This is a genomic window from Nocardia coffeae (genome assembly GCF_019890715.1).
In the GTDB taxonomy this organism is placed as follows: domain Bacteria; phylum Actinomycetota; class Actinomycetes; order Mycobacteriales; family Mycobacteriaceae; genus Nocardia; species Nocardia jiangxiensis.
The window spans coordinates 31,728-58,358 of the sequence record NZ_JAINZY010000005.1; the positions used below are offsets into that span (position 1 = coordinate 31,728).

The 26,631-nt window shown below is 67.9% G+C and carries 27 protein-coding genes; 16 read left to right on the plus strand and 11 right to left on the minus strand.

Annotated features, from left to right (window positions below; translation table 11 throughout):
• Window positions 1–3 precede the first annotated feature (3 nt).
• Complete coding sequence (locus K7711_RS19835; protein ID WP_222970944.1) at window positions 4–444, minus strand: hypothetical protein; 441 nt, start codon at window positions 442–444, stop codon at window positions 4–6.
• Window positions 445–549: 105 nt separating this feature from the next.
• Between K7711_RS19835 and K7711_RS19840 the strand changes: the two genes are divergently transcribed.
• From K7711_RS19840 to K7711_RS19850, 3 genes are all read left to right on the plus strand, one after another.
• Window positions 550–1,314 (plus strand): DUF2470 domain-containing protein, encoded by a 765-nt coding sequence (locus K7711_RS19840; RefSeq protein WP_222970945.1) that lies wholly within the window; start codon window positions 550–552, stop codon window positions 1,312–1,314.
• Window positions 1,315–1,378: 64 nt separating this feature from the next.
• The gene (locus K7711_RS19845) at window positions 1,379–2,173 is read left to right on the plus strand and encodes a CPBP family intramembrane glutamic endopeptidase (protein ID WP_222970946.1); all 795 of its coding nucleotides are present in this window, start codon (window positions 1,379–1,381) and stop codon (window positions 2,171–2,173) included.
• Window positions 2,174–2,337: 164 nt separating this feature from the next.
• Window positions 2,338–3,507: an LCP family protein gene (locus tag K7711_RS19850; RefSeq protein WP_372460172.1), complete on the plus strand. Its 1,170-nt coding sequence runs from the start codon at window positions 2,338–2,340 to the stop codon at window positions 3,505–3,507.
• Between the two features lie 71 nt (window positions 3,508–3,578).
• Here K7711_RS19850 and K7711_RS19855 read toward each other — a convergent pair whose 3' ends face one another.
• The 4 genes from K7711_RS19855 to K7711_RS19870 all read right to left on the minus strand — a co-directional run bounded on the left by K7711_RS19855 (window position 3,579) and on the right by K7711_RS19870 (window position 6,867).
• Window positions 3,579–4,496, minus strand: a complete 918-nt coding sequence (locus tag K7711_RS19855) for a DUF5926 family protein (protein WP_222970948.1) — start codon at window positions 4,494–4,496, stop codon at window positions 3,579–3,581.
• An 85-nt stretch (window positions 4,497–4,581) separates the two neighbouring features.
• Entirely contained in the window at window positions 4,582–5,379 is a 798-nt protein-coding gene (locus K7711_RS19860; RefSeq protein ID WP_222970949.1) for a glycerophosphodiester phosphodiesterase, read from the minus strand.
• Window positions 5,376–6,494: a DUF4328 domain-containing protein gene (locus tag K7711_RS19865; RefSeq protein WP_222970950.1), complete on the minus strand. Its 1,119-nt coding sequence runs from the start codon at window positions 6,492–6,494 to the stop codon at window positions 5,376–5,378. The genes K7711_RS19860 and K7711_RS19865 overlap by 4 nt, the downstream gene beginning before the upstream one ends.
• 16 nt (window positions 6,495–6,510) lie before the next feature.
• Window positions 6,511–6,867 carry a rhodanese-like domain-containing protein gene (locus K7711_RS19870; RefSeq protein ID WP_085997610.1) on the minus strand — a complete coding sequence of 119 codons (357 nt, stop codon included), beginning with the start codon at window positions 6,865–6,867 and terminating at the stop codon, window positions 6,511–6,513.
• 378 nt (window positions 6,868–7,245) lie between these two features.
• Between K7711_RS19870 and K7711_RS19875 the strand changes: the two genes are divergently transcribed.
• The 4 genes from K7711_RS19875 (at window position 7,246) to K7711_RS19890 (ending at window position 10,462) form a co-directional block, all read left to right on the plus strand.
• The gene (locus K7711_RS19875; RefSeq protein ID WP_222970951.1) at window positions 7,246–7,857 is read left to right on the plus strand and encodes a hypothetical protein; all 612 of its coding nucleotides are present in this window, start codon (window positions 7,246–7,248) and stop codon (window positions 7,855–7,857) included.
• 153 nt (window positions 7,858–8,010) lie between these two features.
• A complete protein-coding gene (locus K7711_RS19880; protein WP_040817110.1) occupies window positions 8,011–8,634 on the plus strand; it encodes a superoxide dismutase in 624 nt (207 codons plus the stop codon).
• Between the two features lie 213 nt (window positions 8,635–8,847).
• Entirely contained in the window at window positions 8,848–9,375 is a 528-nt protein-coding gene (locus K7711_RS19885) for a hypothetical protein (protein WP_040817107.1), read from the plus strand.
• Window positions 9,376–9,691: 316 nt separating this feature from the next.
• A complete protein-coding gene (locus K7711_RS19890; RefSeq protein ID WP_222970952.1) occupies window positions 9,692–10,462 on the plus strand; it encodes a TMEM165/GDT1 family protein in 771 nt (256 codons plus the stop codon).
• Between the two features lie 42 nt (window positions 10,463–10,504).
• On the opposite strand, the gene K7711_RS19895 is transcribed toward K7711_RS19890, so the two are convergent.
• Window positions 10,505–11,161 carry a TetR/AcrR family transcriptional regulator gene (locus K7711_RS19895; RefSeq protein WP_222970953.1) on the minus strand — a complete coding sequence of 219 codons (657 nt, stop codon included), beginning with the start codon at window positions 11,159–11,161 and terminating at the stop codon, window positions 10,505–10,507.
• 167 nt (window positions 11,162–11,328) lie between these two features.
• On the opposite strand from K7711_RS19895, the gene K7711_RS19900 reads away from it, so the two are divergent.
• Window positions 11,329–12,096: an SDR family NAD(P)-dependent oxidoreductase gene (locus K7711_RS19900; RefSeq protein ID WP_040817069.1), complete on the plus strand. Its 768-nt coding sequence runs from the start codon at window positions 11,329–11,331 to the stop codon at window positions 12,094–12,096.
• A gap of 104 nt (window positions 12,097–12,200) precedes the next feature.
• On the opposite strand, the gene K7711_RS19905 is transcribed toward K7711_RS19900, so the two are convergent.
• The 3 genes from K7711_RS19905 to K7711_RS19915 form a co-directional block, all read right to left on the minus strand.
• Entirely contained in the window at window positions 12,201–12,401 is a 201-nt protein-coding gene (locus K7711_RS19905; protein ID WP_222970954.1) for a cold-shock protein, read from the minus strand.
• Window positions 12,402–12,676: 275 nt separating this feature from the next.
• Window positions 12,677–14,686, minus strand: coding sequence for a molecular chaperone HtpG (gene htpG / locus K7711_RS19910; protein ID WP_222970955.1), 2,010 nt, complete (start codon window positions 14,684–14,686; stop codon window positions 12,677–12,679).
• Complete coding sequence (locus K7711_RS19915; protein ID WP_308014871.1) at window positions 14,683–16,359, minus strand: TM0106 family RecB-like putative nuclease; 1,677 nt, start codon at window positions 16,357–16,359, stop codon at window positions 14,683–14,685. The genes htpG and K7711_RS19915 overlap by 4 nt, the downstream gene beginning before the upstream one ends.
• Window positions 16,360–17,332: 973 nt before the next feature.
• On the opposite strand from K7711_RS19915, the gene K7711_RS19920 reads away from it, so the two are divergent.
• From K7711_RS19920 to rraA, 6 genes are all read left to right on the plus strand, one after another.
• On the plus strand, window positions 17,333–17,974 hold the full coding sequence (locus K7711_RS19920; RefSeq protein WP_222970957.1) for a DUF6474 family protein: 642 nt from the start codon (window positions 17,333–17,335) through the stop codon (window positions 17,972–17,974).
• A gap of 28 nt (window positions 17,975–18,002) precedes the next feature.
• The gene (locus tag K7711_RS19925) at window positions 18,003–18,596 is read left to right on the plus strand and encodes a hypothetical protein (RefSeq protein WP_222970958.1); all 594 of its coding nucleotides are present in this window, start codon (window positions 18,003–18,005) and stop codon (window positions 18,594–18,596) included.
• 55 nt (window positions 18,597–18,651) lie between these two features.
• Window positions 18,652–19,305, plus strand: coding sequence for a YcnI family copper-binding membrane protein (locus tag K7711_RS19930; RefSeq protein WP_222970959.1), 654 nt, complete (start codon window positions 18,652–18,654; stop codon window positions 19,303–19,305).
• Window positions 19,302–19,841 carry a copper resistance CopC family protein gene (locus tag K7711_RS19935; protein WP_222970960.1) on the plus strand — a complete coding sequence of 180 codons (540 nt, stop codon included), beginning with the start codon at window positions 19,302–19,304 and terminating at the stop codon, window positions 19,839–19,841. Before K7711_RS19930 ends, K7711_RS19935 begins: the two co-directional genes overlap by 4 nt.
• Window positions 19,838–20,779: a CopD family protein gene (locus K7711_RS19940; protein WP_222970961.1), complete on the plus strand. Its 942-nt coding sequence runs from the start codon at window positions 19,838–19,840 to the stop codon at window positions 20,777–20,779. The genes K7711_RS19935 and K7711_RS19940 overlap by 4 nt, the downstream gene beginning before the upstream one ends.
• Window positions 20,780–20,871: 92 nt before the next feature.
• On the plus strand, window positions 20,872–21,357 hold the full coding sequence (gene rraA, locus K7711_RS19945) for a ribonuclease E activity regulator RraA (protein ID WP_222970962.1): 486 nt from the start codon (window positions 20,872–20,874) through the stop codon (window positions 21,355–21,357).
• Window positions 21,358–21,372: 15 nt separating this feature from the next.
• Here rraA and K7711_RS19950 read toward each other — a convergent pair whose 3' ends face one another.
• Complete coding sequence (locus K7711_RS19950; RefSeq protein ID WP_222970963.1) at window positions 21,373–21,597, minus strand: RNA-binding S4 domain-containing protein; 225 nt, start codon at window positions 21,595–21,597, stop codon at window positions 21,373–21,375.
• On the opposite strand from K7711_RS19950, the gene lysX reads away from it, so the two are divergent.
• Entirely contained in the window at window positions 21,596–25,114 is a 3,519-nt protein-coding gene (gene lysX, locus K7711_RS19955; RefSeq protein WP_235747501.1) for a bifunctional lysylphosphatidylglycerol synthetase/lysine--tRNA ligase LysX, read from the plus strand. The genes K7711_RS19950 and lysX overlap by 2 nt on opposite strands.
• Before the next feature lie 66 nt (window positions 25,115–25,180).
• Window positions 25,181–25,840: a histidine phosphatase family protein gene (locus tag K7711_RS19960; RefSeq protein WP_222970964.1), complete on the plus strand. Its 660-nt coding sequence runs from the start codon at window positions 25,181–25,183 to the stop codon at window positions 25,838–25,840.
• 9 nt (window positions 25,841–25,849) lie between these two features.
• On the opposite strand, the gene K7711_RS19965 is transcribed toward K7711_RS19960, so the two are convergent.
• Entirely contained in the window at window positions 25,850–26,515 is a 666-nt protein-coding gene (locus tag K7711_RS19965; RefSeq protein ID WP_222970965.1) for a hypothetical protein, read from the minus strand.
• Between the last annotated feature and the right edge of the window lie 116 nt (window positions 26,516–26,631).

Below are 26,631 nucleotides of genomic sequence, written 5' to 3' on the forward strand. Positions count from 1 at the left end.
ACATTACCGACCGGTTGCCGGTGGGCTCGGAGTTTGCAGCACTTCCAAGGCTTTCGCGACGGCGTCGGGCGTTTCGGATTCGATCGCGAGCAGCACCTCGCGCAGCGCCTCCACCGCGCCGGGGGCCAGCCCGCGCAGGAATTCCAGGTCCGGATGGGTCAACGCACGGCGGATGTCCTCACCGCACAGCGCCGCAACGGTCGCGGCGACCACGGCCACGGCCCGCTCCCCCGAATCGGTCCGGGCGATGAATCCGCCGACGGAATGCGCGGCCACGACGAGGAATTCGGCCACCTGCACATCGGACGCTCCGGCATCGAGCACCGGCGCCGCGGGAGCCTCGGACAGCGGCCGGACCAGCCCGTCCGTCAGTCCGGCCCGGGGCGCGGCGGGCATGGACAGGGTCAGCGGAACCGGCTCGGGAGCGGTGGAATCGTGCGGCACATTTCCACCGTAGCGATCGAAATGCTTGCGCAACCGGGCAGATTCACTTAGCTTAGGTTTACCTAACTGACAGACCGTGGCCGGGACCAGCCCTGGAGGTAATGCATGCGACCGAATCCGACCCTCGCGCCAACCACCGCCGAACGGATCCGCAACGCCTGCGTGCATGCCGATCACGCGATGCTGGCCCTGCCCGGAATCGATCCCGCGACCATCACGGTCCACCACCTCCGCCAGTGCGGCGACGCCGTGGTCGCGGTGCCGATGGACTCACCCGCGGTCGCCGCCGCGGCGCGTGGTGGCGAGGGTGGCGTCCAGGCCGTTCTCGAACTCACCGATCGCACACCGCTGGCACTGCGGGAACCAGTGCGCGCACTGGTCTGGCTGCGCGGGCGCGTGCGCGCCGTCCCTGCCGGAACACAGCGCCTGCTCGCCTCGGCCGTCGCCGAGGATCATCCGCATCCGGCCCTGCTGGACGTCGGGCACACCACCACCCTGCTGCGCCTGATGATCAATTCCGCGGTGCTGGCGGATTCGACGGGTGCGGAATCGGTCTGCCACGCGGATCTGCGCGAGACGCGGCCCGATCCGTTCTGGGAACTCGAGGCGGCCTGGCTGCAGCACATGGATGCCGACCACGCCGACGTCGTCGCCCAACTCGCCCGCCACCTGCCGACCCGCCTGCGTGGCGGCGCGATCCACCCCCTCGCGATCGACCGTTACGGCATCAGCCTGCGCGTCGAGACCGACGAGGAGGATCACGACGTGCGCCTGTCCTTCGAGACTCCGGTCGAGGACATCCAATCCCTCAGCTGCGCAGTCCGAATCCTGGTCGGCTGCCCCTTCCTGCACGGCATGCGCCGGATGTAGTCCGCTCGGAGATCCGCGGCAGGCGGCACGGTCGGGGTGGGCGCACCCGGATTAGATTGGCGGGATGGATTCGGCTGCTGATGCTGTTCCGGTGTGGCCTGCGCCCGCCTCCGATCGGGAGCGATGGGCGATCCGGATCGAAATTCTCATCGTTCTGGTCGTCACCTTCGGACTGAGCGGGGCCAGTGCGGCGCTGTCGCTGCTGGAGAGCGCGCTGGCGCCGGGTGGGATCGGCGGGCAGTCGGTGGCGCTGAATCCGTCGCGAGCCACGCGGTCGACCATCGATCTGCTGTTCCAGCTGTTGAGTGTGCTGCGATTGCTGGGCTGGGGCGCGCTCGGGCTGTATCTGTTGTGGCGCAGCGGATTCGGCCCGCGCCTGGTCGGCCTGGCGCGAATCCGATTGCGCCGCGACGTCGTTCCCGCGCTCGCGCTGGCGACCCTGATCGGACTGCCGGGTCTGGGGCTGTATCTGATCGCGCACGCACTCGGGTTGAGCGTCACCATCGTGCCCAGTTCGCTGGGCGATCACTGGTGGCGGCTGCCCGCGCTGATCCTCTCGGCGATGGCCAATGCCGTGGCCGAGGAGGTGATCGTGGTGGCCTACCTGATCACCCGACTGCGGCAACTGGATTGGTCGCCGAACCGCTCGCTGCTCGCCTCGGCTCTGCTGCGCGGCAGCTATCACCTCTATCAGGGCCTGGGCGGCGGCCTGGGAAATCTCGTGATGGGCTTGATCTTCGGTGCGTTCTGGCAACGCACCAACCGCCTGTGGCCATTGATAGTGGCGCACGCCACAATCGACTGTGTCGCGTACATCGGTTACACCGCACTGCACGGCCACGTCTCCTGGCTCCCCTGAAACGCTCAGCTTCTCCCGTTACTATCGCGGAGATGAACGGCGAGCGACCCCCGTACGATCCGCGGGATCCACGGATGCGCCGGGTGCCGCCGAACGGCCCCGGTGCGCGGCGGCCGATGCCGGGTGGTCGAGGTGAACCGCCGCGCATCGAACCCAACCAGGTCATGCGCCGGGACGGCCGAGAACAGCCGCTGGCCTGGTCTCGAGGCGGTCCGCAATCCCCGCCGCCTCCCCCGCCCCGCGATCGCGGTCCACGACAGGGGGCGGATCGGGGGTGGGCGCCGACACAGCGTCCCGTGCCGTATCGCGAGGGGTCGCCGCCGTCGCCGCCCGTCGCACCCACGCGACGCCGGGAACCTCCGCCGCGTCAACCCCGGATGCGCCGTCGACGGCATTGGGGGCGTTGGCTTCTGGCGCTGCTGCTCGTGCTGATCATCACACCGATCGCCGCCGGGATCTACCTGGACAGTTCGCTGCACCGCATCGATGCGCTGGGCGCCTACTCCGGACGCGTCGGGCAGACCGCCGGGACGAACTGGCTGCTCACCGGCTCGGACAGTCGCGAGGGGATGACCCAGGCACAGGAGCAGCAGCTCTCCACCGGCGACGAGGCCGATGCGGGCGGTGAACGCAGCGACACGATCATGTTGGTGCACATTCCGCAGTCGGGCCCGACCACCATCGTCAGCCTCCCGCGCGATTCCTACGTGCCCATTCCGGGTCACGGCCGCGACAAACTGAATGCGGCCTTCGCAGTGGGCGGCCCGAAACTACTGGTACAGACCGTGGAAACCGCGACCGGTCTGCATATCGACCATTTCGCGAAGATCGGCTTCGGCGGCTTCGCCAATATGGTCGACGCGGTCGGCGGCATCGATATGTGTCTGCCGGATGCGATCGACGACCCGAAGGCAGGTCTCAATCTCCCCGCGGGCTGCCAGCACCTGAACGGCCCGCAGGCGCTCGGATTCGTGCGCACCCGCGCCACCCCGCGTGCGGACCTGGACCGGATGAACCATCAGCGCATGTTCCTCGCGGCCCTGCTGAAGAAGGCGACCAGCGCGAGCACCCTGGCCAACCCGTTCAAACTGTGGCCGCTGGCCACCGGCATCACCGGCACAATTCAGGTGGACAACGGCGATCACATCTGGGACCTGGGCCGCCTGGCCTGGGCACTGCACGCGAACACCGTCGCGACCACCGTGCCCATCGGCGGTTTCGAGACCGTCGACGGCAGTGGCAGCGTCCTGCTCTGGGACAAGACCCAGGCCGGCCAGTTCTTCGACGACCTCGCCGCCGACAAGACGATTCCGGACAATCTGCTCACCAAATGAGTTCGCCGCGTACGTATTCCGGCCGGTGACGAGCCGAGTCCCTCGCGAGCGGGTCCTCGGCTCGGCCTCGGTCAGCGCAAAGTGATCTGACGCGAACGCAATCCGTCGCGCGAACGTCGCTCGTCCGGGGTCAGGGAGGCGTCGACGGCGAGGGCTTCGCTCAGGCGGGCGCCGAATTCCGTTGCGGGCTTCACCCATTCGGTGGCGTGCCGTTCGCGGTCCAGGTCGAAGACGGGGACCAGCAGGCCGTGGGTGCGGAACGAACCGGCGAAGCGGGAACCCTCGCCCAGGTGCAGACCGCCGGAGGCGTGCAGGCGGGCCAGTGCCAGCATCAGCGCGTCCTCGTCCTCCGGGCGGACCCAGCGCAGGTGCGCCTTCTCCCCCGCGTCCACCCACCAGGCCGCACCGATGGCGTCGGCGTCCAACTGCAGCCGGTCGGACGGCATGATCGCCTGATTGGCCTGCTCGATGGTGGCGGCCACCTGCGGATCGGGTTGCACGCCCTCGGGCACCCACCAGTTGAAGTCCTGGTGCACGGTCAGATCCAGAGCCGCGGTCGGATCGATCACCTCGGTCAGCGCCTCGGCCACCGCATCGGCGTCGGCCGCGCTGTTCAGCGATTCGCCGGGCTCGGTGATCTGCGTCCAGGCGATCGCGGCGGCCAGGTCGGCGGCCGGATTCTCGGACTGGAACTGCACCTGCGCAGCGACGAATCCGATCGGTTCGGTGGCGGCGCGCACCAGTGCGGCCACCGCGCCGGGCAGGACCGTGGCCAGGGTCACCGGACGTTTCGCGGCGAACCCGGGTGCGGTCTGCAACGTCGCGGTCGCCGACGGCACGAACTCCCGTAGCGCCACCAGATCGCATTCGGCGGCCAGACCCTCGAACGGACGCGTCACGCTGCGGCTGGCTTGCTCGGCTCGCCGCTCGGCGAGACGCTGGGCCCGGTTGCTGTCGGGCTTGGGACTGTTGCGCTTGCTCTTACCCACGAACGCAGAACCTACAGCGCGAGGCCGCCGGATCGCGATTCACCGTGCCGTCGAACACCGGGAAGTTGTCCGGCGCGGCGGGCGGTCACTGACTCGGCTGCGAATCGGGCAGCGGCGGAAGCCCGTCCAACAGCGCCTTCGTGCGGCCGGGATGATTGGTGGCGACCCAGCTGACGCCGAGCTCGGCGCACAGCTTCACATCATCCGGATCGTCGACCGTCCAGCAGTACGTCGAACGTCCGGCCACGGCGGCCTTGTCGACCAGGTCGGGATGTTCGCGCAGGGTTTTCACCGAGGGGCCGACCGCGGTCGCGCCGACCGTGGTCGCCGCACTGCCGCCGAGATAGCGGGAGGACTCGCCGAGCAGCACCGTGGGCAGCAGCGGCGCGGCGCGCCGGATCCGCCAGACCGCCGTCGCGGCGAAGGACATCACCACCGCCCGCGAATGCGCCGCCGAGGCGGGTGTCGCGATGCCGAACCGCTGCAGTTCGGCCAGGACCTTGTTCTCCACCAGCGCGCCGTACCGCACCGGATGTTTGGTCTCGATGAACAGTTTGGTCGGCCGACTGCGCCAATCCAGCACCAGGGAGATCAGCTCGCTCAGGGTCAGTACCGTCGACGGTTCGCCGTCGGCGCCGAAGTCGAGCTCCCGCAACTCCTCCAGGCTCATCTCGCTGACCAGACCGGACCCCGACGAGGTGCGATCCACCGTGCGGTCGTGCACACAGACCAGGTGGCCGTCCCGAGTCAGCCGCACATCGCATTCGACGCCGTCGGCGCCCTCCTGCAGGGCCAGCTCGTATGCGGCGAGAGTGTGTTCCGGACGGGCTGCCGAGGCGCCCCGATGCGCGACGACGAACGGCGCACGACTGTCCTGGTTCACTTCGCCATGACCTCCTCCTGCTCGGATTCCGCACCCGACACGGCCTCCGCACGCACATCCTGCACGACCTCGGCATCCGCTGCGAGCGGGGCCGGCGCACCGGCCGGATCCGGCACGGCCGCAGCGGAATCCGCGTCGTCGGATCCGGCGCCCACCGGATGCACGGGTTCGATCACCGGAACGGCGGGACCGCCGGTGGGCACCCAACGCTTGGCCAACCGGCGACGACCGCGCAGATCCAGTCCCTCGCAGGAGCGCACCACCCACAGCGACAGCACCACGACCGCCGTCGCCACCAGATCGGTGTAGACGGTGAAGATCACGCCGTTCGCCTGGGCCTGCAACGTCGACGTGGTCCGAAAGCTCAGCGCGACCACGGCCATCACACCGTTGAGCACCCAGACCGCCCACCAGATCCGCACCGTCTGCAGCATGCGCGGATCATCATGCCGACGGGCAAGTTCGGTCAGGAACACCCCGGGCCACAGCAGATTCACCACGGGCACCACACAACCCAGCAGCAGCGCCCACATGCCGCGCGGATCGCGCTGCCCGTCGGCGGCGTAGGCGCGACGCCGGGCCTCGATCAGCCAGCCCACCAGCGCGACCGCGGTCATCAGCGCGAACACCAGGGCCAGCGCGGCGAAGACCCGCACCGACCAGTCGGACAGGTAGACCACGATCGGTTCGATCAACCGCGTCCGGTTCCACATCAGCAGCAGGTATCGCCCGAATTCGGCGGCCGCGGACACCGCGAACAGCACCGCCGTGGTCGTCAACAGCCGGATGAGCCGATCGGTCCACCGGTCCAACCGGGAACGGGGTGCGGAGGTCGGCTGCCGCGGCCGGTCGCGCAGACCCCAGCGCGGGATCTCGGTGTAGCGGGGTGTGGCGACGGGTGCGGAAGTCGTGGACGACGGGCGGATCTCACGCGACCGCGGGCGCCCCGGCGGCCGGGCGACCCAGCGGTAGTTGCGGCGTTGCGGCGGGGCGTCGACCGGAGCCGGGGACAGCAGCACACCACGGCAGCGCGGGCACCAGTGCATAGGTCTGCCCTGCACCGACCATCGCGCACCGCAGCGGGCACAGGGCTGTACGACGGTACTCACCGCCATGCCGGTCCCCCTCTCATCAATAGATCTTCGCCTCGTGATCGCCCTCGGCGGTGAGCGGCCGGCCGGCCTTCTGCCAGGCCACCATGCCGCCGGAGATGTTGACCGCGTCGAAGCCGATATGCGTCAGATAGCGCACGACCTGCAGCGATCGCCCACCCTGGCGGCAGACGACGTAGATCTCGCGGTCGTAGTCCAGTTCCTCGGCGCGCGCGGGAATGTCGGCCATCGGGATGTGTACGGCGCCGGGTGCGTGCCCGAGCTGCCACTCGTCGTCCTCCCGGACGTCGAGCAGTGTGGCCGGTGTGGTCCCGGCATCATCGAATTCGGCAGGTACGGCATCCACCGGCACCGATGGAATTTCGGGGCTCGTCACGTCTTCGATCCTGCCACGGCGGCCGGACCGGTGGAGAGTGTGGATAACTTGCGCCGAGTTATCCACATATCCACAACCTCATCCACAGGTCGAGAGTGTCGCGGCGATCGATCCGATCCGAACCCCCTGACCAGCGAGAAGCGCATGTGGGCGACCGATCCGAAACTCCCCTCCTCATGCCGGAGCGGTCGCCCACCGCCTTCTGCGGGGTCCGCCGCGGGCTGCAGATCCGGCTGGCGGAACTGCGGCGGGGGATCCCGACAACTACTTGGACGGCGCGCAGGGGCATTCGGTTCCCTCGGTTTCGAAAAATCCCGGCAACACCTAGGGCAAACCGAAATCCCCGACATGTCTGCGGCTATCGGTAGCCTGGGTCACATGGACGCGACCCGCGGGTTACTCGACGGATTGGATACGGCCGGACTCAACACAGCACTCGCCGAAGGCACCTGTCTGGGCCTCGTGCCCGACGCCGCGGCCGCGCGGGTTCGACTCGAACTCGAAGTGCTGACCCTCCCCACCGATGGGCCACCGCCCTCGGATCGCCGGGTGTACCTGACACTCACCGGCGTCAGCCGAGTCGCTGCGTCACTACGCATGCAGCGCTGGGACGATGCCGAACCGCAGGTCTTCCCGCTCACTCTGGACACCCTCGGCGAGGCCATCGCCGGATTCGGCGGCGGCGCCCTGCACGGCTGGGATTTCGTCGACGCCGACGACAGCGGCTGGGCGCTGTGGCGCGAACTGCTGAGCTTCGACACCAAGGTCGCCGCCGAACCGGGCACCCATCTGCTGGAGTTCTCCCAGCAGGAAGGTATCGATCCGCGCGAGCTGGATGTGCGGATCTGGTTCGAAGGCGTCTCCATCGCCACCGCCGAGGGCGGTGAGGTCCCGCTCGCGGAGTTCATCGCCGGTGGCGCCCGCTGGTGGAAGGCCCACGACGCGTGCGATCCGCGCACCATGCTGCCGGACGTCGCGCCGCCGATGTAGGGCCGCAAAAGATTCCGATCACCGGGAATCTTCCGTTCATCAGGAATTCCGGGGGCACGACCGCCGGTTGCACAGGAGCGGGTGTACGAATGATGGTTGATGCGCTCGGCAAGTCCGGGTGCAGACGGCCTGACATACGACGGAAGGGACATCGTGGCTGAGTACACGCTGCCAGATCTGGATTACGACTACGGCGCTCTGGAGCCGCACATCTCCGGGCAGATCAACGAACTCCACCATTCCAAGCACCACGCCGCTTATGTCGCCGGCGCCAACGCCGCACTCGAGAAGCTGGAAGCGGCCCGTGAGTCCGGTGACCACGGCGCGATCTTCCTGAACGAGAAGAACCTGGCCTTCCACCTGGGTGGGCACGTCAACCACACCATCTGGTGGAAGAACCTGTCCCCGAACGGCGGCGACAAGCCGGTCGGCGACCTGGCCGCGGCCATCGACGACCAGTTCGGTTCGTTCGACAAGTTCCGCGCGCAGTTCACCGCGGCGGCCAACGGCCTGCAGGGTTCGGGCTGGGCCGTGCTGGGCTACGACCAGCTGGGCCAGAAGCTGTTGACCTTCCAGCTGTACGACCAGCAGGCCAACGTGCCGCTGGGCGTCATCCCGCTGCTGCAGGTCGACATGTGGGAGCACGCGTTCTACCTGCAGTACAAGAACGTCAAGGCCGACTACGTGAAGGCGTTCTGGAACGTCGTCAACTGGGCCGACGTGCAGGAGCGTTTCGCTCGGGCGACCGCTCAGGCCAAGGGTCTCGTCTTCGGCTGATACCCGGTGTCGCCGTGGGGTGCACACACTCCGCAAACGGGCCCGCGAACCATCCGGTTCGCGGGCCCGTTTCATGTTTCAGCGCTGTTACCTGCGCTTTAGCACTCTCTGGTACTTGTGTGCCAGACATTGTTCGGTCCATTCTCGGGTACTCACAACTTCAGGACGGCTCGCTATTCCGGCAGCCATCCCGGACAGACTCGGGAGGCCACGATGCACACGAACGATCCGGTTCGAGTCACGCCATTCCAGGCGCACGGATCACTGCGAGGATTCCTCATCGGAGGCCGCTGGCCGGACACCACGAAGGAGTGGGCGCAACTATTGGCCCTGGCCGTTCGAGTCGCGACGCTGCCGGGCATTCTCACCACGACCACGGTGTTCGGCGCCCGCGAGGATCTGCCCGACGATCCCGAACCCGGCACGGTCGGCCTGGTGCTGGCCGAGGGCCCGGTGCTGGGCGAGCAGGCGCTCGAGCCCGGCCGATTCGCCCGGCACGTGCCGCCCGCGCTGATGATGCTGCATCCGCCCTCGGAGACCCGCCCGTCCCTGCCCGAATGCAGTGGTGCGGCCTCGGGCTGCGTACTGCTGCCGGGTGTGCCGCATCTGGGGCTGCAACATCGCGCGGCCTGGGTGGAGGCCGAGTACGACGGCACGGTGACCTCGATGGTCAGCCGAGTGGGCGTGGATCCGATCAGCGATCCCGATACCGCGGTTCTGGCTATGTTGATCGCTGCGTGAGGGTAGCCGAAAACTTCTGGGAGGACCGCCAAACTTATTGTGCGCATTGCGATTTCGATTACAGGAGGTTGGCAGCCGGGACAGATTAGGATAGGCTTGCTCACAGCGAAGGGGAGTAGCCCCCAATCGCGTGGTCGACATACTGATCCTTCCGGGTCCGGCCACGCGAACCGGCGTCGCGGCGGTTGAGCAGATATCCGCCCGCCCGGTGGGCGAGACCTTCGGCCGATAACCAACCAACCGAAATTTCGGGTGCGTTGTCGGCCGGAGACGTCCCGTCTGCGGCCGGCAGGCCGGAGACCTGGGAGCGTAGAAGATGATCGCCACGATATTGCTGAGTTTCGGCGTGCTGTTCCTCGCCGAACTCGGCGACAAATCGCAGCTGATGGCCCTGACCTTCGCGCTGCGCTATCGGTGGTGGGTCGTGCTCGCCGGGATCACCGCCGCCAGCATCGCGGTCAATCTGATCGCCGTCGGGGTCGGACATTTCCTGGGTGCGGCACTGCCGACCAACGTGATCGCCGTGATCACCGCGGTCGTACTGCTCGCGGTCGGCCTGTGGACACTGCGTGAGACATTCCACACCGACGCGGACGACGACACCGAGATCGCCGAAAAGGATTCCGGCGCACGTTCCCCGTGGCGGGTGTTCTTCATGGTGCTGTCCGCATTCCTGCTGGCCGAACTCGGTGACCGCACCATGTTCGCCATCATCGCCCTGGCCTCGAACCACAACTGGGTCGCGGTGTGGATCGGCTCGGTCGTGGGCATGGTCGCCGCGGGCGGTGGCGCCATCGCCCTGGGCATCCTGGTCGGCAAGCACGTCCCCGAACGCGCCATCGCCATCGGCTCGGGCCTGCTGTTCCTCTACATCGGCGCGGCCACCCTGCTCTCGGCCTTCGCACCGGACCTGGGTCGGGTGACCGAATACGCGATCGCCCTGCTGGCGCCCGCAGTGGCAGGCGGCGTCCTACTGGTGCTCAGCTCCCCCGCCTCTCCGCGACTTCGACGTGCCGTCGAGCGCGCGGAGACCGACGCTTCGGACCGACAGTCGGATGCGGAGGAGACTTCTGGGCGTGCCCGGTGAGTTACCCGTGTACTCACGAAATCAGTAGCCCGGACTTGTCCCTCAGTGCGGAGGAATCTGTTCCGGGGATCCGAACAGATCTCCGCTGCGGCGCAGTAGTTGCAACAGCGGCTCGCGCAAAGCCTGCAAACCATCCGGATCGTCGGCGGCAACTCGGGCGGTGACCATCGCGCTGACCGCGGCGACCAGCGTCTGGCAGGCGAAATGTTGTTCGGCGGTGTGGGCGTCGAGGATCTGGGCGACCAGCACGGCGAATGATTCCTGCAACTCGCCGCGGCGGGCGATGGCCTCCGGGCCGACCGCGTAGACCTCGATGAGAAACAGCCGGGCGTCGGCCGGATCGGCGGCCAGGCCGCCCAGATACGCGCCGAGCATCGCCTCGATCCGCTGCTCGCGGGTGGCCGCATCCGGCAGCGTTCCGGTCGCCTCGACGATCCGTTCCTGCAAGAGATGGGCGGCGCGCTCGTAGGCGGCCTCGAAACAGTCCTCCTTGGAGCGGAACTGCTCGTAGAACGTCTCCCGCGACACCCCGGCCCGTTTGATGATCGCCGCGACAGACGTTCCGATATAACCGTTTTCGGTCATCGCCTGCGCCATCGCGCTCAGGATCCGGTCGCGCTGGGAGGCGATCACCGTCTCCCGCGGCAGCCCGTGACGGCCCCGGGGCAACTGCCGACTGATTGCGGCCGGATCTGACATCGATGCGACTCCGTTGTTCGCGTGCGGATTTTCTCCATTTCATTCTGGCCCACCGGAGATCGACGCCGGACGCGACGCCGGAGACGCCACCGATCGGTAAGGCGGTTACTGTTCGGAGTTGACGGAAGGCCAGCGAAGGGCCGTCACCAACGAGAGGACCAAACACCGTGGAGATTTCGGGCTCTGCCGCAATCATCACCGGCGCTGCGTCCGGCCTGGGTGCCGCGACCGCCAAGCGGTTCGCCGACCAGGGCGCGACCGTATTCGGATTCGATCTGCAGCAGTCGATCGAACGGGCAGGCGATAGCGTTCCCGCCGGTGTCATCCTGCTCCCCACCGATGTGACCAGCGGCGATGAGGTCACCACCTCGGTCACGACGGTCGTGGAATCCGGCGTCCCGCTGCGCATCGTGGTCAACTGCGCCGGAGTCGGCTGGGCGGGACGGATCCTGTCCAAGAACGGCCCGCACGATCTGGAGCTGTTCCGCACGGTGATCACGGTCAACCTGCTGGGCACGTTCAACGTGATGCGCGTGGCCGCCGACGCGATCTCCAAGACCGAGGCCATCGACGAGTACGGCCAGCGTGGCGTGGTGATCAACACCGCGTCGGTGGCGGCATTCGAGGGTCAGATCGGCCAGATCGCCTACTCCGCCTCCAAGGGCGGCGTCGCCGGAATGACCGTCCCGGCCGCGCGTGACCTGGCACAGTTCGGCATCCGGGTGAACACCATCGCTCCCGGCATCATCGACACCCCGATGCTGGCCGGTGTCACCGAGGAGTACCGCAAGGGCCTCGAGGCCGGTGTGCCGTTCCCCTCGCGGCTCGGCCGTCCGGACGAGTACGCGCAGCTGGCGCAGTACATCACCGAGCACGACTACCTCAACGGCGAGACCTTCCGGATGGATGGCGCGCTGCGCATGGCGCCGCGGTAATTCTGCCGAAAAGATCAGGCCCGCACCGAAACTCGGTGCGGGCCTGATGTCGTTCGACCGCGTGAGGCAGTCGGATCCCCGGACCGGACGTCCGGGATCGACGACTACTGGGCGCGAACGCCGGAAGCCTGCGGGCCCTTCTTGCCCTGGGTGATCTCGAAGGTGACGCTCTGCCCCTCCTCGAGGGCCTTGAACCCGTTACCCTCGATCTCCGAGTAGTGCACGAACACATCGGCGCCGCCGTCGTGGGAGATGAAGCCGTAGCCCTTCTCCGCGTTGAACCACTTCACGGTTCCCTGAACCATTATTTCTCCTGACGAGGTGTTGTCCGATCGCCGCGGACCGCGATGACCGGGTGGTCGCATCGAGACGGCGACTACTACTTGCCCGGCAAGGAGAAGCGACGCCCGCACAATGTTCCGCGCGAGCATGTTGAAACACGAGCACACAAAAACTGCGACCAATATGTCTAACACTGTGATCGCGGACCGAGTTCCGAGATCACCGATACAGTGACCTGGATCACAATTTGTGTGCACGGGCCCTGCCGACGAGGCGCGAGCCCGTGCGCACGGTGGGGCTACAGCGTGCGGGTCAGTCGATCGGTGAGCACCCCGGCGAAGTGCGCCGGATCCTTCAACTCCCCGCCCTCGGCGAGAACCGCTGTGCCGTACAGCAACTCGGCGGTCTCGGCGAGCTCGACGGAGTCACCGGCATCGGCGGACTCCTTGTCCTTCAGATAAGCCTCGCGCAGACCCGTCACCAGCGGGTGGGTCGGGTTCAGCTCCAGGATCCGCTTGGATTCCGGAAGCGCCTGCCCCGACGCGCGGTACATCCGCTCCAGCTGCGGCGTGAAGTCGAAGACGTCCCCGACCAGGCAGGCGGGCGAAGTGGTCAGACGCGAGCTGAGCCGGACCTGCTTGATGCTGTCGTCCAGGGCCTTCTGCAGCCAGGTGCACACCTCGCCGAAATCCTTGTCCTGCTGCTCACGCAGCTGCTCGGAGGCCTTCTTCTCCTCCTCGGACTCCAGATCCACCTCACCCTTGGCGATGGACTGGAACGCCTTGCCGTCGAATTCGGTGACCTGACCGACCCACATCTCGTCGACCGGATCGGTGAGCACCAGCACCTCGAGGCCCTTGGCCTCGAACGCCTCCATATGCGGGGATGCCTCGATCTGCCGACGGGATTCGCCGGTCATGTAGAAGATCTTGTCCTGCCCCTCGGCCATGCGCGCCACATAGTCCGCGAGCGAGGTGGGCTTCTCGTCCGAATGCGTGGACGCGAAAGACGAAACCTGCAACAGGGTTTCGCGGTTGTCAAAGTCGGACAGCAAGCCCTCCTTGAGAACTCGCCCGAACTCTCGCCAGAACGTGTCATAAGCGGAACCCTTGGCTGTGTCCTCCCCCGAGGCCTGCTGCAGGTCCTTGATCGTCGAGAGCACCTTGCGCACAAGACGTTTGCGGATCGCCTGGATCTGCCGGTCCTGCTGCAGGATCTCGCGAGAGACGTTGAGCGAGAGGTCCTGTGCGTCGACCACGCCCTTGACGAAGCGCAGATACTCCGGCATCAACTCTTCGCAGTTGTCCATGATGAACACCCGGCGCACGTACAGCTGCACGCCGCGCTGATGCTCACGCATGAACAGATCGAACGGCGCCTGCGACGGAATGAACAGCAGCGCTTGATATTCGAACGTGCCCTCGGCCTTGAACGGGATGATCTCCAGCGGATCGTCCCAGGCGTGCGAGACGTGCTTGTAGAACTCCTTGTACTCCTCGTCGGAGACCTCGCTGCGCGGGCGCGTCCACAGGGCCTTCTGCGAATTGAGCGTCTGATCCTCGAGGATCGTCCTCTCTTCCTTCGCAGCACCCTCCGGTCGCTCCGCAGGCTCCGCTCCAGGCGCCTCGTCCTCGACAGTGACGGTCCGCTCCACCTGCATGCGGATCGGCCAGGCGATGAAATCGGAGTACTTCTTGACGATCTCGCGGAGCTTCCACTCCTGCGTGTAGTCGAAGAGGTGATCGTCCTCGTCGGCAGGCATCAGATGCAGCGACACCGCGGTGCCCTGCGGCGCGGAATCCAGGGTCTCGATGGTGTAGCTCGACGAACCGGCCGCCGACTCCCAGCGGGTCGCCTCCGACTCACCGGCCTTGCGGGTGGTCAGAGTGACCTTGTCGGCCACCATGAACGTCGAATAGAAACCGATGCCGAACTGGCCGATCAACTCCTCGGCCGCCTGATCGGGTTTCGCCTCGAGCAGCTGCTTGCGCAGCTGGGCGGTGCCGGATTTGGCCAGCGTGCCGATCAGATCCACCACCTCGGCGCGCGACATGCCCACACCGTTGTCGCGGACGGTCAGGATCCGGTTGTCCTTGTCGACTTCCAGCTCGATGTGCAGATCGGCGGTGTCGACCTCGAGATCCTTGTCCTGATAGGACAGCAGACGCAGCTTGTCCAGGGCATCGGAGGCGTTGGAGATCAGTTCCCGCAGGAATGTGTCCTTGTTCGAGTAGACCGAGTGGATCATCAATTCCAGAAGCTGATGGGTCTCGGCCTGAAACTCGAGTTTCTCGACGTGCTCAGTCACGTGCCGATAGTACGTCGGGGGTGATCGGGCTCGCGAAAGTCCGCCATGCTGGGCACCTCGGCCTCGGCGCTGCGGCCGCCGGGCGCCGAAGGAACCATCCATTCGCGCAACGCTTGCGTCGCGCGCACGTCGTCCTCGTTGTACTCCAGCAGTCTGGTGCGCTGGGTGAGATCGATCTCGCCGTCGTCGTAACCGACCGCCAGGCGATACCAGCTCATCGACGCCTCACCGCCGGCCTCGGCATCGCGCCAAGCGAAACCGGCGACCGGCGCGACCTTCTTCAGACCCTTGCCGTTCGGGCAGATGAACTGTTCGGAGACCACCTGGAACATGTCCACCCATTCCGGGCCGTCCACGAATTCGCGCACCTGCTGTTCGGTGGGCACGCCCGGCATACCCGCGAACCGGCGCGCCGACTCGTACATCCACTTGTCCTCGGCGTTACGCGAATAGCAGTAGGCGGCAAAGGTTTTCCCGGTCGCGGCGGCCTCGGTGCGCCGGGCCATCAGCCAGGTCCAGAATTCGGCGAACGAACGCCCCTCGTCCTGTGTGGGCACCGGATCCCAGGTCACGAACGGCCGGTACACCCCGTCCAGCAGCGTGCCCCACAGGTATGCGCCATATTCCTGATAGCTCTCCAGGTCCACGTCCACCTCGACGTCCGCACGGCGCACCTGCAACCGCTCGACCCGCCGGACCAGCGGCGCGCCGGAGATCCAGGCGCGGGCGGTGACCACCGCCTCGGCGAACGGCTCGTACTGCCAGTCGTCCGGCTCCTCCCCCGACCACCCGGCCAGATCCTCGACCGTCTCCACGTCGTGACGACGCAGCAGCTCCGCGCGGGAGCCGGGCGCGACCAGGCTGACATCGTGATGTTCGGTCAGCCAGCGCTCACAGCTGGGCTCGTCGGTCGTGCCCGACCGGGACCACCACGGGCACTGCCGGCATTCGGGCACCTTGGACGGCACCGTCGGCAGCTCGCCGCGGATCACCGCGATCCGATCGGCGTAACGGCGGTCGTAATCGTCCAGCAGGCCGGTCAGATCGTGGATCAGAATGCGATCGAACGCCAAGCCGATCGCGCCGCCGACCAGGGCCGGACTGGCCAGACCGTGCCGCTGCAACATGCGATACAGATGCGCCAGGCGCTGCTGGTCGCGCGGCTGCGTGCGAGTGCGCACATGCCGGTCCGGCTGCGGATTCCATTGGTACAGATCGGAAGTCAGCGGGTGATGGTCGGCCGGATCGGGCTGGCGGGCATCGGTCACCTTGTGATTGACCACGATCACCGGGATATAACCGCCGCGCATCCGATCCCGCAGCAGGATCTCCGAACCCCCGCGCCGCCCGGTATCGGGCTCCTGCGGCAGCACCGCACCCCAGATATGCAGCGCCCCTTCCGAACACGCCCGCATGGTCGCCTCCGCGCGCACCGCGGCGGGCTGCGCCGGATCGATCACCACCCACTGCTCGGGCTGAGCCGCGACCAGCGTGTCGCGCACATGCTCCCGGTGCGCGACGGCCGCATCCCGCCGCTGCTGCACCCCCGCATCCTCGGCAACTCCAGACAGCACCCGCGGATACGTGGCAGTCAGATGCAACCGATGCCGGCAACCGATCAACGACCGCGCATCCAGAAACGCCCCCCGCCCGCTCCGCTCCCGTTCGGACACACCGGAATCGGACCCGCCACCCCGCACCGAAGCCCCCTGCCCGCGCGCCGGATTGCCGTTGTCCTCGAGACCTTCTCGGTCACCACTGCCCGATTCCACACCTAGCAGTATGGTCCCCACCACCGACACTGGATTTTCTGCCTCCGCTTCGCTCCGGCGGGCCGCGGCCCCCTGAGGGCCGATTCTTCCCTCCCTCCGCTCCCCCGCTTCGCTCCTGGCGCTCCACTCAGTCCAGAATCGACCCGGGCCGCGGCCTTTGGTGTTGGCGTTACGTGGGGTGGACGGGCCTGGGTTGTCTCTGGGTCCTGCCTTCTTGGTTCAGTGGCTGCGCTCCCGGCTCGGTCAGGCCGGAATCGCCCCGGGCCGCGACCTTCGGAGCCGGCGTTACCTCGGGTGGACGGGCCTGGGTTGTCCCAGCACTCCGTCTTCTTCGGCACGGCGGCTGCGCTCCCAGCTCCGTCAGGTTGACATCGGCCCAGGACGCGGCCTCGAGAGCTGGCGTTACCCGAAGTGGACGGGCCTGGGTTGTCCCTGGGCTCCTGCGTTCTCTGGCTGGGTCGCTGCGCTCCGCCGCTTCGTCACACGGAATCGCCCCGGGCCGCAGGCTTGGAGCCTGCGTTATCGGGGGTTGACGAGCCCCAGGTTGATCTTGGACTCCTCACTTCGGAGTCACGCCGGAGCCGACCGCCCCGAACTCACAGCGGTGTGCCCGCGAACTCACATGCTGTGGTGCTAGGAGAACCCGAGTCGGGTATACATTTCACCGAGTACGTACCACGCAAAACTGGCCGGTAGGCCACCGCGAACCAACGGCGACAGGGCACAGCGCAACCACAACGGGTTTGCGGCCGGCTCGCCGTTTCGGGGTCGCCGCGCACGCGACGAAGGAGCAAGCGGCGGCCCCGGAACGGCGAGCCTCAGGGGCCGCAAACCCCGCCGGAGCGAAGCGAAGGCCAAAGATACGGAGGCTGCAATGGGGTTGTTCACCAAGCGCAAGCGGCGCGCCGACCGCAAAGCCGAGGCGAAGGCCCTCAAGCACAAGGCTGGGCTGGAGGCCAAGCTCGGCGCGCGCAACGAGCGCAGACGCAATCGGGTCGAGGCGCGCACCCAGCGCGCGGTGGCCAAACAGCAGATCACGACACTCAAGGCCGAGGAGAAGGCCGCGGTCAAGTCGGCCGAGAAGGCCGAGCGAGAGTTGTTCAGCGCCGGGCAGATCAAAAAGTATCTGGGCGTGGCCCGGGTCCTGATCCCGGTGCTCGCACCGCTGGCCTACCGCGCCGCGACCTTCCTTCGCGCGCAGATCGACACCCGCCGCGCACACCGGCTGGGCATCGGGCTGGACCAGCTCGGCGACTACTCCGGACACGGCGCACGGCTGCAGGCGCGGATCAGCGGCGCGGAATCGGCGCTGTCCGAGATCGCCGACGCCGCCGCCAAGGACGCCGAGACCCAGCAGTTCATCACCGCCTCGCGGGACCGGCTGAACAGCCTGACCGCCGCGGTCCGCACCGCCGAGCAGATGCCCGCGCCGCGTCGTCGCGCGGTGCACACCTCCATCTCCAACGAGCTGTCCGGCGTCGAATCCGACGTCCTGGCACGCCTGGGCGTGCGCTGACCCGCACACCGATCCTTTCCGACCGGCGATGTACCGCACGCCAGCACCGGGGTCCGGAGGCCGAACGGCCGCCGGGCCCTTCCGGGGCGTGCTGGTCGGCGCGACGGTCGCCACCCTCGCGGTGGCCGCGCACGGACTGGCCGGCGGCGGCTGGCCGGGGTCCGCGTCGCTGACCCTGCTGCTGTGCACCGCCGCCGGAATCGGCGCGATCGCGACCCTGCTCCCGGTCCCGGCCGGAACCCCCTCCCGCACAGCGCTTCTGGCCGCCCTGGCCGCCGGACAGTCGGCCGCGCATCTTGCGCTGTCCCTCCCCGGACCGGACTCGATGGCCGCGGGCCGCGAATCCTGCGGTGCGGCAGGCACATTCCTGGCCGCCGTCGGCCTGCACAACGGTCCGATGGCCGCGGCGCACGCGCTCGCGACGCTGGTCTGCGCGATACTCATCATCGCCGCCGAACGGCTGTACACGGTTGTCTCCCGGGCGATCCGGACCATCATCGGACCGACCCGGCCATTGCCGCCCGCGCCTCGCGCGACCCGCTGGCTCGATGCGCCCGCGCACATCCACCGCTTGCCGCACGCCGGATCCCTCGGATCGCGCGCGCCGCCGATGCCGGTCTGATCACCTCCCATTCCCCTGATCAGCACCTTCATCGCTGCACGCAGAAAGCACACTCATGCCCATCGGAATTTCGCGCGCCCTCCTCACGACGGGCGCCGCGGCCGCACTGGCCCTGCTGGCCACCGGCACCGCCGCCGCCCACGTCCACGTCACCTCACCGGGCGCGACCCAGGGCGGCGACGCCGTCCTGACCTTCCGCGTCCCCGACGAATCGGACACCGCGTCCACGACCAGCCTCGCGGTCACCCTGCCCGCGGTGGACGAGGCCCGCATCCAGCCGCTGCCGGGCTGGACCGCGAAACTGGACAAGAACGACAAGAATCAGTACACGACCGTCACCTGGACCGCCGATCCCGGCACCCCGGGTATCGCACCCGATCAGTTCCAGCAGTTCACGGTGCTGGTCGCCCCGCTGCCCAAGCAGGACCACGCCGAATTCCCGGCCGTGCAGACCTACAGCGACGGCAAGGTCGTCAGCTGGAATCAGCCGACCGGCCCGGACGGCAAGGAACCGGACAACCCGGTCCCGACGCTGACCCTGGCCGCGGCCGGATCCGACCACGAGCACCCCATGAGCTCCGGGACCGACTCGGCGACCCCGACCGAATCCGACTCCACCGCCCGCTGGCTCGGCGGTGTCGGACTGGTCCTGGGCGCACTCGGTGCGGCCCTGGGTCTGGGCGCGCTGATCCGGGGTCGGCGCGCATGATTCGCCGGACGCTCGGCGCGGTCGCGATCGCGCTGCTGACCGCCGGACTGGCCGTCCTGGGGGCCGGTCCGGCCGCGGCACATTCGATCCTCGTCTCGGTCGATCCGGCGGACGGCGCGCAGCTGTCCACCGGTCCGGCCCGGGTGACGTTCACGTTCAACGAGAATCTGCAGCCCAGTTTCCCGTCGGTGACCGTGGTCGGTCCGGACGGCAATCTGTGGTCCGAGGGACAGCCCGTCGTGGACGGTCCGCGCGTCAGCATCGCGGTCCGCGAACTCGGTCCGGCGGGCAAGTACACGATGGCCTACCGGGTGACCTCCGCGGACGGCCATCCGGTCAGCGGAACCCGCAGCTTCACCCTCACCACGGCCGGTCACGGGACACCCGGGCCGAAGGCCGACGCCGGGAGCAGTTCCGGCGGCGGTGGCGGGTCCGGCGGGGTTCCGGTCTGGGTGTTCATCGTCGGGGCCGTCGTGCTGTTCGGTGGCGGACTGGCCTTCGCACTGCTCGGCGGGAAGAAGACGAGTAAGCGGTGAGTTCGAAGACGACCGGCGGCGGTTCCCCCGCCCTGCGGTCGGCGTTGTTGCTGGTCGTCCCGGCCGCTGTCCTGGGCACGGTCCTGGCCTGGGCGCTGGCCGCGACGGACCCGCTGCAGTCCGAGGCGCCGGTCCGCGCCCTCGCGGACTGCGCCGGGGCCACCGTGGTCGGCCTGGCCGCGCTGCCCCGGCTGCATCGCCGGATCGATCCGCCGTGGCGGCAGCTGGCCGTGGTCGGCGGGATCTGGACGGTTCTGGAGTTCGCGGTGCTGGCCTGCGCCGCGGCCCAGGTCGTCGGGGTGCCGGTGAGCCGGTTGGGGATGAACGCGTTCGGCACGTATCTGGCCCATGTCAGCAGCGGACAGGTCGGCATCGCGATCCTGGTCGGGACCGCCGTGGTGACCGGATACTGCGCGCTGGCCCATCGGCAGCCGGACCGGGCCGCGATCGATCTGGTGCTGATGTTCGCGGCCGTGGCCCTGGAACTGCGGCCGATCACCGGACACATGTCCCAGCAGCCCCTCGGGGCGGTCTTCGCGGCGGTGCACGTGCTGGCCGCGGCGGCCTGGTTCGGACTGCTGCTGGCCCTGACCCTGGTGCTGCGTTCGCGTGGCGAATGGGCCCGGGTGCTGCCGCGCTATTCGGCCTGGGCGCTGCCCGCGGTGGCCGCGGTCACGGTCAGCGGCATCATCGACGGACTGGTCAAACTCGGCGGACTGACACCCCTGGTGGACACCGGCTACGGCCGGATACTGCTGGCCAAGGCGGTCCTGCTGATCGGACTGCTGGTCCTGGGCTGGTGGTGGCGGCGCAGCTGGGTGCCCGCGGCCGCGGACCATCGCCTGTCCGCGGACAGCTCGCTGCGTCGCGCGATCGCCGAAGTCGTCGTGATCGCGGTGGTGTTCGGCCTGGCCGCCACCCTGTCCGTCACGGCCTGAGCGCCTCGGTCCGGCAGTGTTCCCGTTCTCCGAACGAAGCTCGCAGAAAGGTCTCAGGGAATGCTGACGGGCACCATGGCAAGCTTGCAGCCGTGACCGAATCAGCCAACACCGTCGCCACCGCAGACCTCGCCGATGAGATCGGTCCCGAGATTCGTAGTTGTGACACCCAATTCACGCAGTTCGGCGGGCGCGAGGTATTCGCGGGCCGCATCGTCACGATCCGCTGTTTCCAGGACAACCTCCTGGTCAAACAGACCCTGGGCGAGCCGGGCGAGGGCCGGGTGCTGGTCGTCGACGGCGGTGCGAGCGTGCACACCGCACTGGTCGGGGACATCATCGCCGGACGCGGCGTGAGCAACGGCTGGTCCGGTGTCGTGGTCAACGGCGCGGTCCGCGATTCGGCGATCCTGCGCACCCTGGACATCGGCCTGAAAGCTCTGGGCACCAACCCGCGCAAGAGCACCCAGACCGGTTCCGGCGAACGTGACGTGTCCGTCGAATTCGGCGGCGTCACCTTCGTCCCGGGCGAGATGCTGTACAGCGATCACGACGGAATCGTCGTCCGCGCCGAATGAGCCCGCGCCGCGGCGTCAAGCCCCGTTGCTGACCCGGGCCCGGTGTCCGGCGATGGTGACCACGTCACCGGCCTGCAGCTGACGGCCACGCCGCAGTTCGACCTCGTCGTTCACGCGCACCAGACCGGCGGCGATCACGGTCTTGGCCTCCGAGCCGCTGTCGATCAGGTTGGCCAGCTTCAAGAATTGCCCGAGTCGAATGACCTCGTCATCGATCGGCACATCGACTGGATCCGACATGGGTAACATCTTCACCTTTCGCGCCCGCGGCGGCGCATCCACCCCCCGCGGCGACCTCGACGCGCCCGCGCGTGGCGCGAACATGCACGCCGACGTTCCGCATTCGAGCGAGGTCAACATTCACACTGGTTCGGTGACATCGAAATCCGGCGTAGCGCCTTCCGAGCGCCGGCGCTCCAAGACCGACCGACCGCACAACGGCGAGCGCCCCCCGCGCTCGCCGGAGGTTCCGCACCGCGCACACGGACGACTCAGCGAGGTTCCGCATCTGGCGGGACTCGTCCTGGGCACCTTCGCGGTGCTGTGCGCGCTGTGGAGCATCTCGCCCGGTCTGCGGTTCATCACGCAGGTGCCGCGGCACTACATCGACGACTACTACTTCGACGCCCCGGAGACCTCGCTGGTGTGGGCGTTGATCGTCGGCCTGCTCGCGGGTGCGACGGCCAGCCGAAAACGCATCGCGTGGTGGCTGCTGGTGGCGTACATGGCCTCGTTCGCGGCCGCCAACGCCGTCGAATTCGGTGACGAACGCAATATCAGTTCGCTGATCGCGTTGATCGTCCACGTCGTGGTGATCGGTCTGCTGATCGCGGCCTGGCCCGAGTTCTACACCCAGGTCCGCCGTGCGGCGGTGTGGAAGGCGCTCGCTGTCCTGGCGGGCGGGCTGACCACCGGCTTCCTGCTCGGCTGGGGACTGGTGGAGCTGCTGCCCGGGACGTTGCCGCGCGGTGTGGAACGTCCGGCCTGGGCGGTGTCCAAGGTGACCGCGGCGATCCTGGTCAGCACCGACAGTTTCGACGGCCACCCCAGACATTTCGTGGATCTGCTGCTGGGCTTCTTCGGTTTCCTCGCGGTGATGGCGGCGGCGATGGTGCTGTTCAGCTCGCAGCGGGCCTCCAATGCGCTGACCGGGCTGGACGAATCGGCGTTGCGCGGGCTGCTCGAACGTTCGGACGTCGAGGATTCGCTGGGGTACTTCGCCACCCGGCGCGACAAGGCCGTCGTCTTCGCGCCCAGCGGCAAGGCCGCGGTCACCTATCGCGTGGAACTGGGCGTCTGCCTGGCCTCGGGTGATCCGATCGGTCCGAAGGAGGCCTGGCCGCAGGCCATCGACGCGTGGTTGCGCCTGGCCGATCAGTACGGCTGGGCGCCGGCGGTGATGGGCGCGAGCGAGTTGGGCGCGACCGCGTATCGCCGAGCCGGGCTGTCGGCGCTGCGCCTGGGTGACGAGGCGATTCTGGAGACCCGCACGTTCTCCCTGGCGGGCCCGGAGATGAAACAGGTGCGTCAGGCCGCGAACCGCCTGCGCAAACAGGGCATCACCGTACGCATCCGGCGGCACAACGAACTCACCCCCGAGGAGTTCACCCGGGTCATCGCCAACGCCGACGCCTGGCGCGACACCGAGACCGAACGCGGATTCTCCATGGCGCTGGGCCGGCTGGGCGATCCGCTGGACGGCGACTGCCTGCTGGTCGAGGCCGTCTCTTCCAGCAGTTCCGCCGCCGGCGAGTCCGAATCCGACGAACGCGTCCTGGGCATGCTCTCGCTGGTCCCGTGGGGCCGCACCGGCGTCTCGCTGGAGTTGATGCGGCGAGACCCCAAGGGCCCCAACGGCGTCATGGAGCTGATGATCTCCCAGCTCGCGCTGAGTTCGGAGCAGTACGGCATCACCCGGGTCTCGCTGAACTTCGCGGTGTTCCGCGCGGTCTTCGAGGAGGGCGGGCGGATCGGCGCGGGTCCGGTGCTGCGGCTGTGGCGCGGCGTGCTGATGTTCTTCTCGCGCTGGTGGCAGCTCGAGGCGCTGTACCGGTCCAATGTGAAGTATCAGCCGCAGTGGGTGCCGCGGTTCTCGCTGTTCGAGGAACGTCGCCAACTGGTCCGGGTGGCCGTGGCCAGCGCCCTGGCCGAGGGTTTTCTGCCGCGCTTCGGCACACAACCGGACCCCATGCTGCACACCGGAATTCGCTCGGCCGTCCCGTCGACCATGACCGGACTGCACGCGGACGGCAGCCCGCCGGAGTTGCCCGCGGAGGAACTCGAGCAGCGCGGTCCGCGTCGCCCGGAGCAGGTCCGGGTGCGAATGGACAAGGTCTCCCGGCTCGAAGCCGCCGGGATCGACTCCTATCCGGTCGCCTATCCGCCCACCCATTCGGTCCTGGACGCGCGCCGCTGCCCGAAGGGCACGACCGTGCGCGTGTGCGGACGACTGCTGCGGATCCGCGATTACGGCGGGGTGATCTTCGCGGTGCTGCGGGACTGGTCCGGCGATATCCAGCTGGTCATCGACCGCGGACGAGTCGGCTCGGACCGGGCGCACGAATTCGACGAATTCTTCGATCTGGGCGATCTGATCGAGGTCAGCGGACAGATCGGCGCCAGCCGTCGCGGCGAGTTGTCGCTGCTGGCGCAGGACTGGCGGATGATCGGCAAATGCCTGCACCCGCTGCCGGACAAGTGGCGCGGTCTGTCCGATCCCGAAGCCCGGGTGCGGCAGCGCTACGTCGACATGGCGATCAACGTCGACACCCGCGAGATCCTGGCCAAGCGCAGCGCTGTGGTCCGCTCGCTGCGGGACACGCTCAACGGCTGGGGATTCCTCGAGGTGGAGACCCCGGTGCTGCAACAGGTGCACGGCGGCGCGAACGCCACCCCGTTCCAGACCCACATCAACGCCTACGACCTGGACCTGTATCTGCGCATCGCACCCGAGCTGTACCTGAAGCGGCTGTGCGTGGGCGGCATGGAGAAGGTGTTCGAACTGGGTCGGGTGTTCCGCAACGAGGGCGTGGACTACAGCCACAATCCGGAGTTCACGATTCTGGAAGCCTATGAGGCGCACAGCGATTACATGCGGATGATGCACGCCTGCCGCCAGCTCATCCAGGACGCCGCCGTCGCCGCGAACGGGAAGATGGTCGCCATGCGCCCGCAGCCGGACGGTTCGGTGGCCGAGGTCGACATCTCCGGAGACTGGCCGGTCAAGACCGTGCACGACGCGATCTCGCAGGCCCTGGGCGAGACGATCTCCGCCGAGACCGATATCGAGCGGCTGCGTGCGCTGTGCGACCGGGCCGAGGTGCCGTACCAGTGTGGCTGGGACGAGGGCCAGATCGTGCTGGAGATGTACGAGCACCTGGTCGAGGACCGCACCGAGGAGCCGACCTTCTACATCGACTTCCCCACCTCGGTCTCCCCGCTGACCCGCGCCCATCGCAGCATCGCGGGCGTGGCCGAACGCTGGGATCTGGTGGCCTGGGGCGTCGAGCTGGGCACCGCGTACAGCGAGCTGACCAATCCGATCGAACAGCGCGAGCGGCTCACCGAACAGTCCCTGCTGGCCGCCGGCGGTGATCCGGAGGCGATGGAACTGGACGAGGATTTCCTGCAGGCCCTCGAACACGCCATGCCCCCGACCGGTGGTCTTGGCGTCGGCGTGGACCGGGTGGTCATGTTGATCACCGGCCGCAGTATCCGCGAGACGTTGCCGTTCCCGCTGGTCAAACCACGTACCTGAGGGGTTGCGCATCGTCCGGGCATGCCGGGATGACGGCGGTGCGCACCCATACGGCACAGTAATGACGTGCAGCTGGTACTGGTACGTCATGCCCAACCCGAGCGTCTGATCACCGCCGACGGTCCGGCCGATCCGGATCTGACCGAGATCGGCCTCGAACAGGCCGCGCGCGTCCCCGGCGCGCTGGCCCGGCTCGAGGGGGGCGGTCATCGCATCGCCCGCATCGTGTCGAGTCCGCAACGCCGGGCCTTCGCGACCGCCGGGCCCAGTGCCGCGAAATTCGGCCTGCCGGTGGACGTTTTCGACGGGCTCGCCGAATACGACCGGGAGCTGCCGGTCTACGTGCCGATCGAGGACGCCCGCAAGGCCGCGGAGGGATCCGATTCCGCGCAGGCGGAATTCGCGGCGGTGTATCGCCGGATCAAGGCGGGACATCTGCCCGAGCAGATCGACGGTGACGCATTCTTCGCGCGGGTTTCCGGGGCGATCGAGGAGATCGTCGCGGCGGCCGACCATTCCGATACCGTGGTGGCCTTCGCGCACGGCGGGGTGGTCAATGTGCTGGTGCAGCGGATCCTGGGTCTGGAACGCCCGCTGACCTTTCCGATCGACTATTGTTCGATCACTCGAATTCTCTACTCACGCACCGGGAATCGCACGGTGGCCACGATCAACGAGAATGGTCACGTCTGGGATCTGCTGCCCCGGAATCTGCCCGGCCGCTGAATTCGCCTGCTACACCTCGTGCATGCGGGTGGGGAATTGTTCCACCGCCCATTCCAGCGACTCCCCCAGATCCAGCCACAGCCGCACCCGACGCTCGGGTTCGTCCAGTCCTGCCCAGATGATGGTGAACATCCCCGCGAGCACCTCACGGTCGCGTTCGGGCGGCCGCACCGACATGGCGAACGGTATGCCCAGCGCGACCCGGGTGACGGCGACCTGATCGTTCTCGATCGGTTTCCCGGCGACCTGATGCCCCGGTGTGTCCGCGACCCAGATCCATTCCACCTCGGTGCCCTCGACCTGCGAGGTCACCGTGTTCATCAGATAGGCGCGGACGGTGCCCTCCGGATCGTCGCCGAGCACCATCAGTGGAACCTCGTTGTCCACGTACAGATTGCGGAAGTCGTCCCGCGGCGGCGTGTGTGCGGTATTGCGGCGATATTCTCGGATCAGCTGTCCCTGCTCGTCCACCGGGAACAGTCCGCGCACCGCACCGGGCGGCACGTATCCGTCCGGATCGTCCACCCAGGCCGGATCGATATCGATCACCGAGCCACCGGCATTGGCCGCCGCCGCGGCGATCAAACCCTGTGGTGGTTGCCACTCGGGCGGCACGGATTGGACAACCCATTGCGACGCGGACGGTGACGTGGATTCGGGCACGGAATCGGTCATGGACCGGAAATCCCCCTAACGGTGGACAGCTCGACGGCCGAGCGTAGTGCAGCATCCGAACAAGTGCGAATCCGCCTGCGGGTCACCATCACTCGCCGACATACGCCCGCGGCACT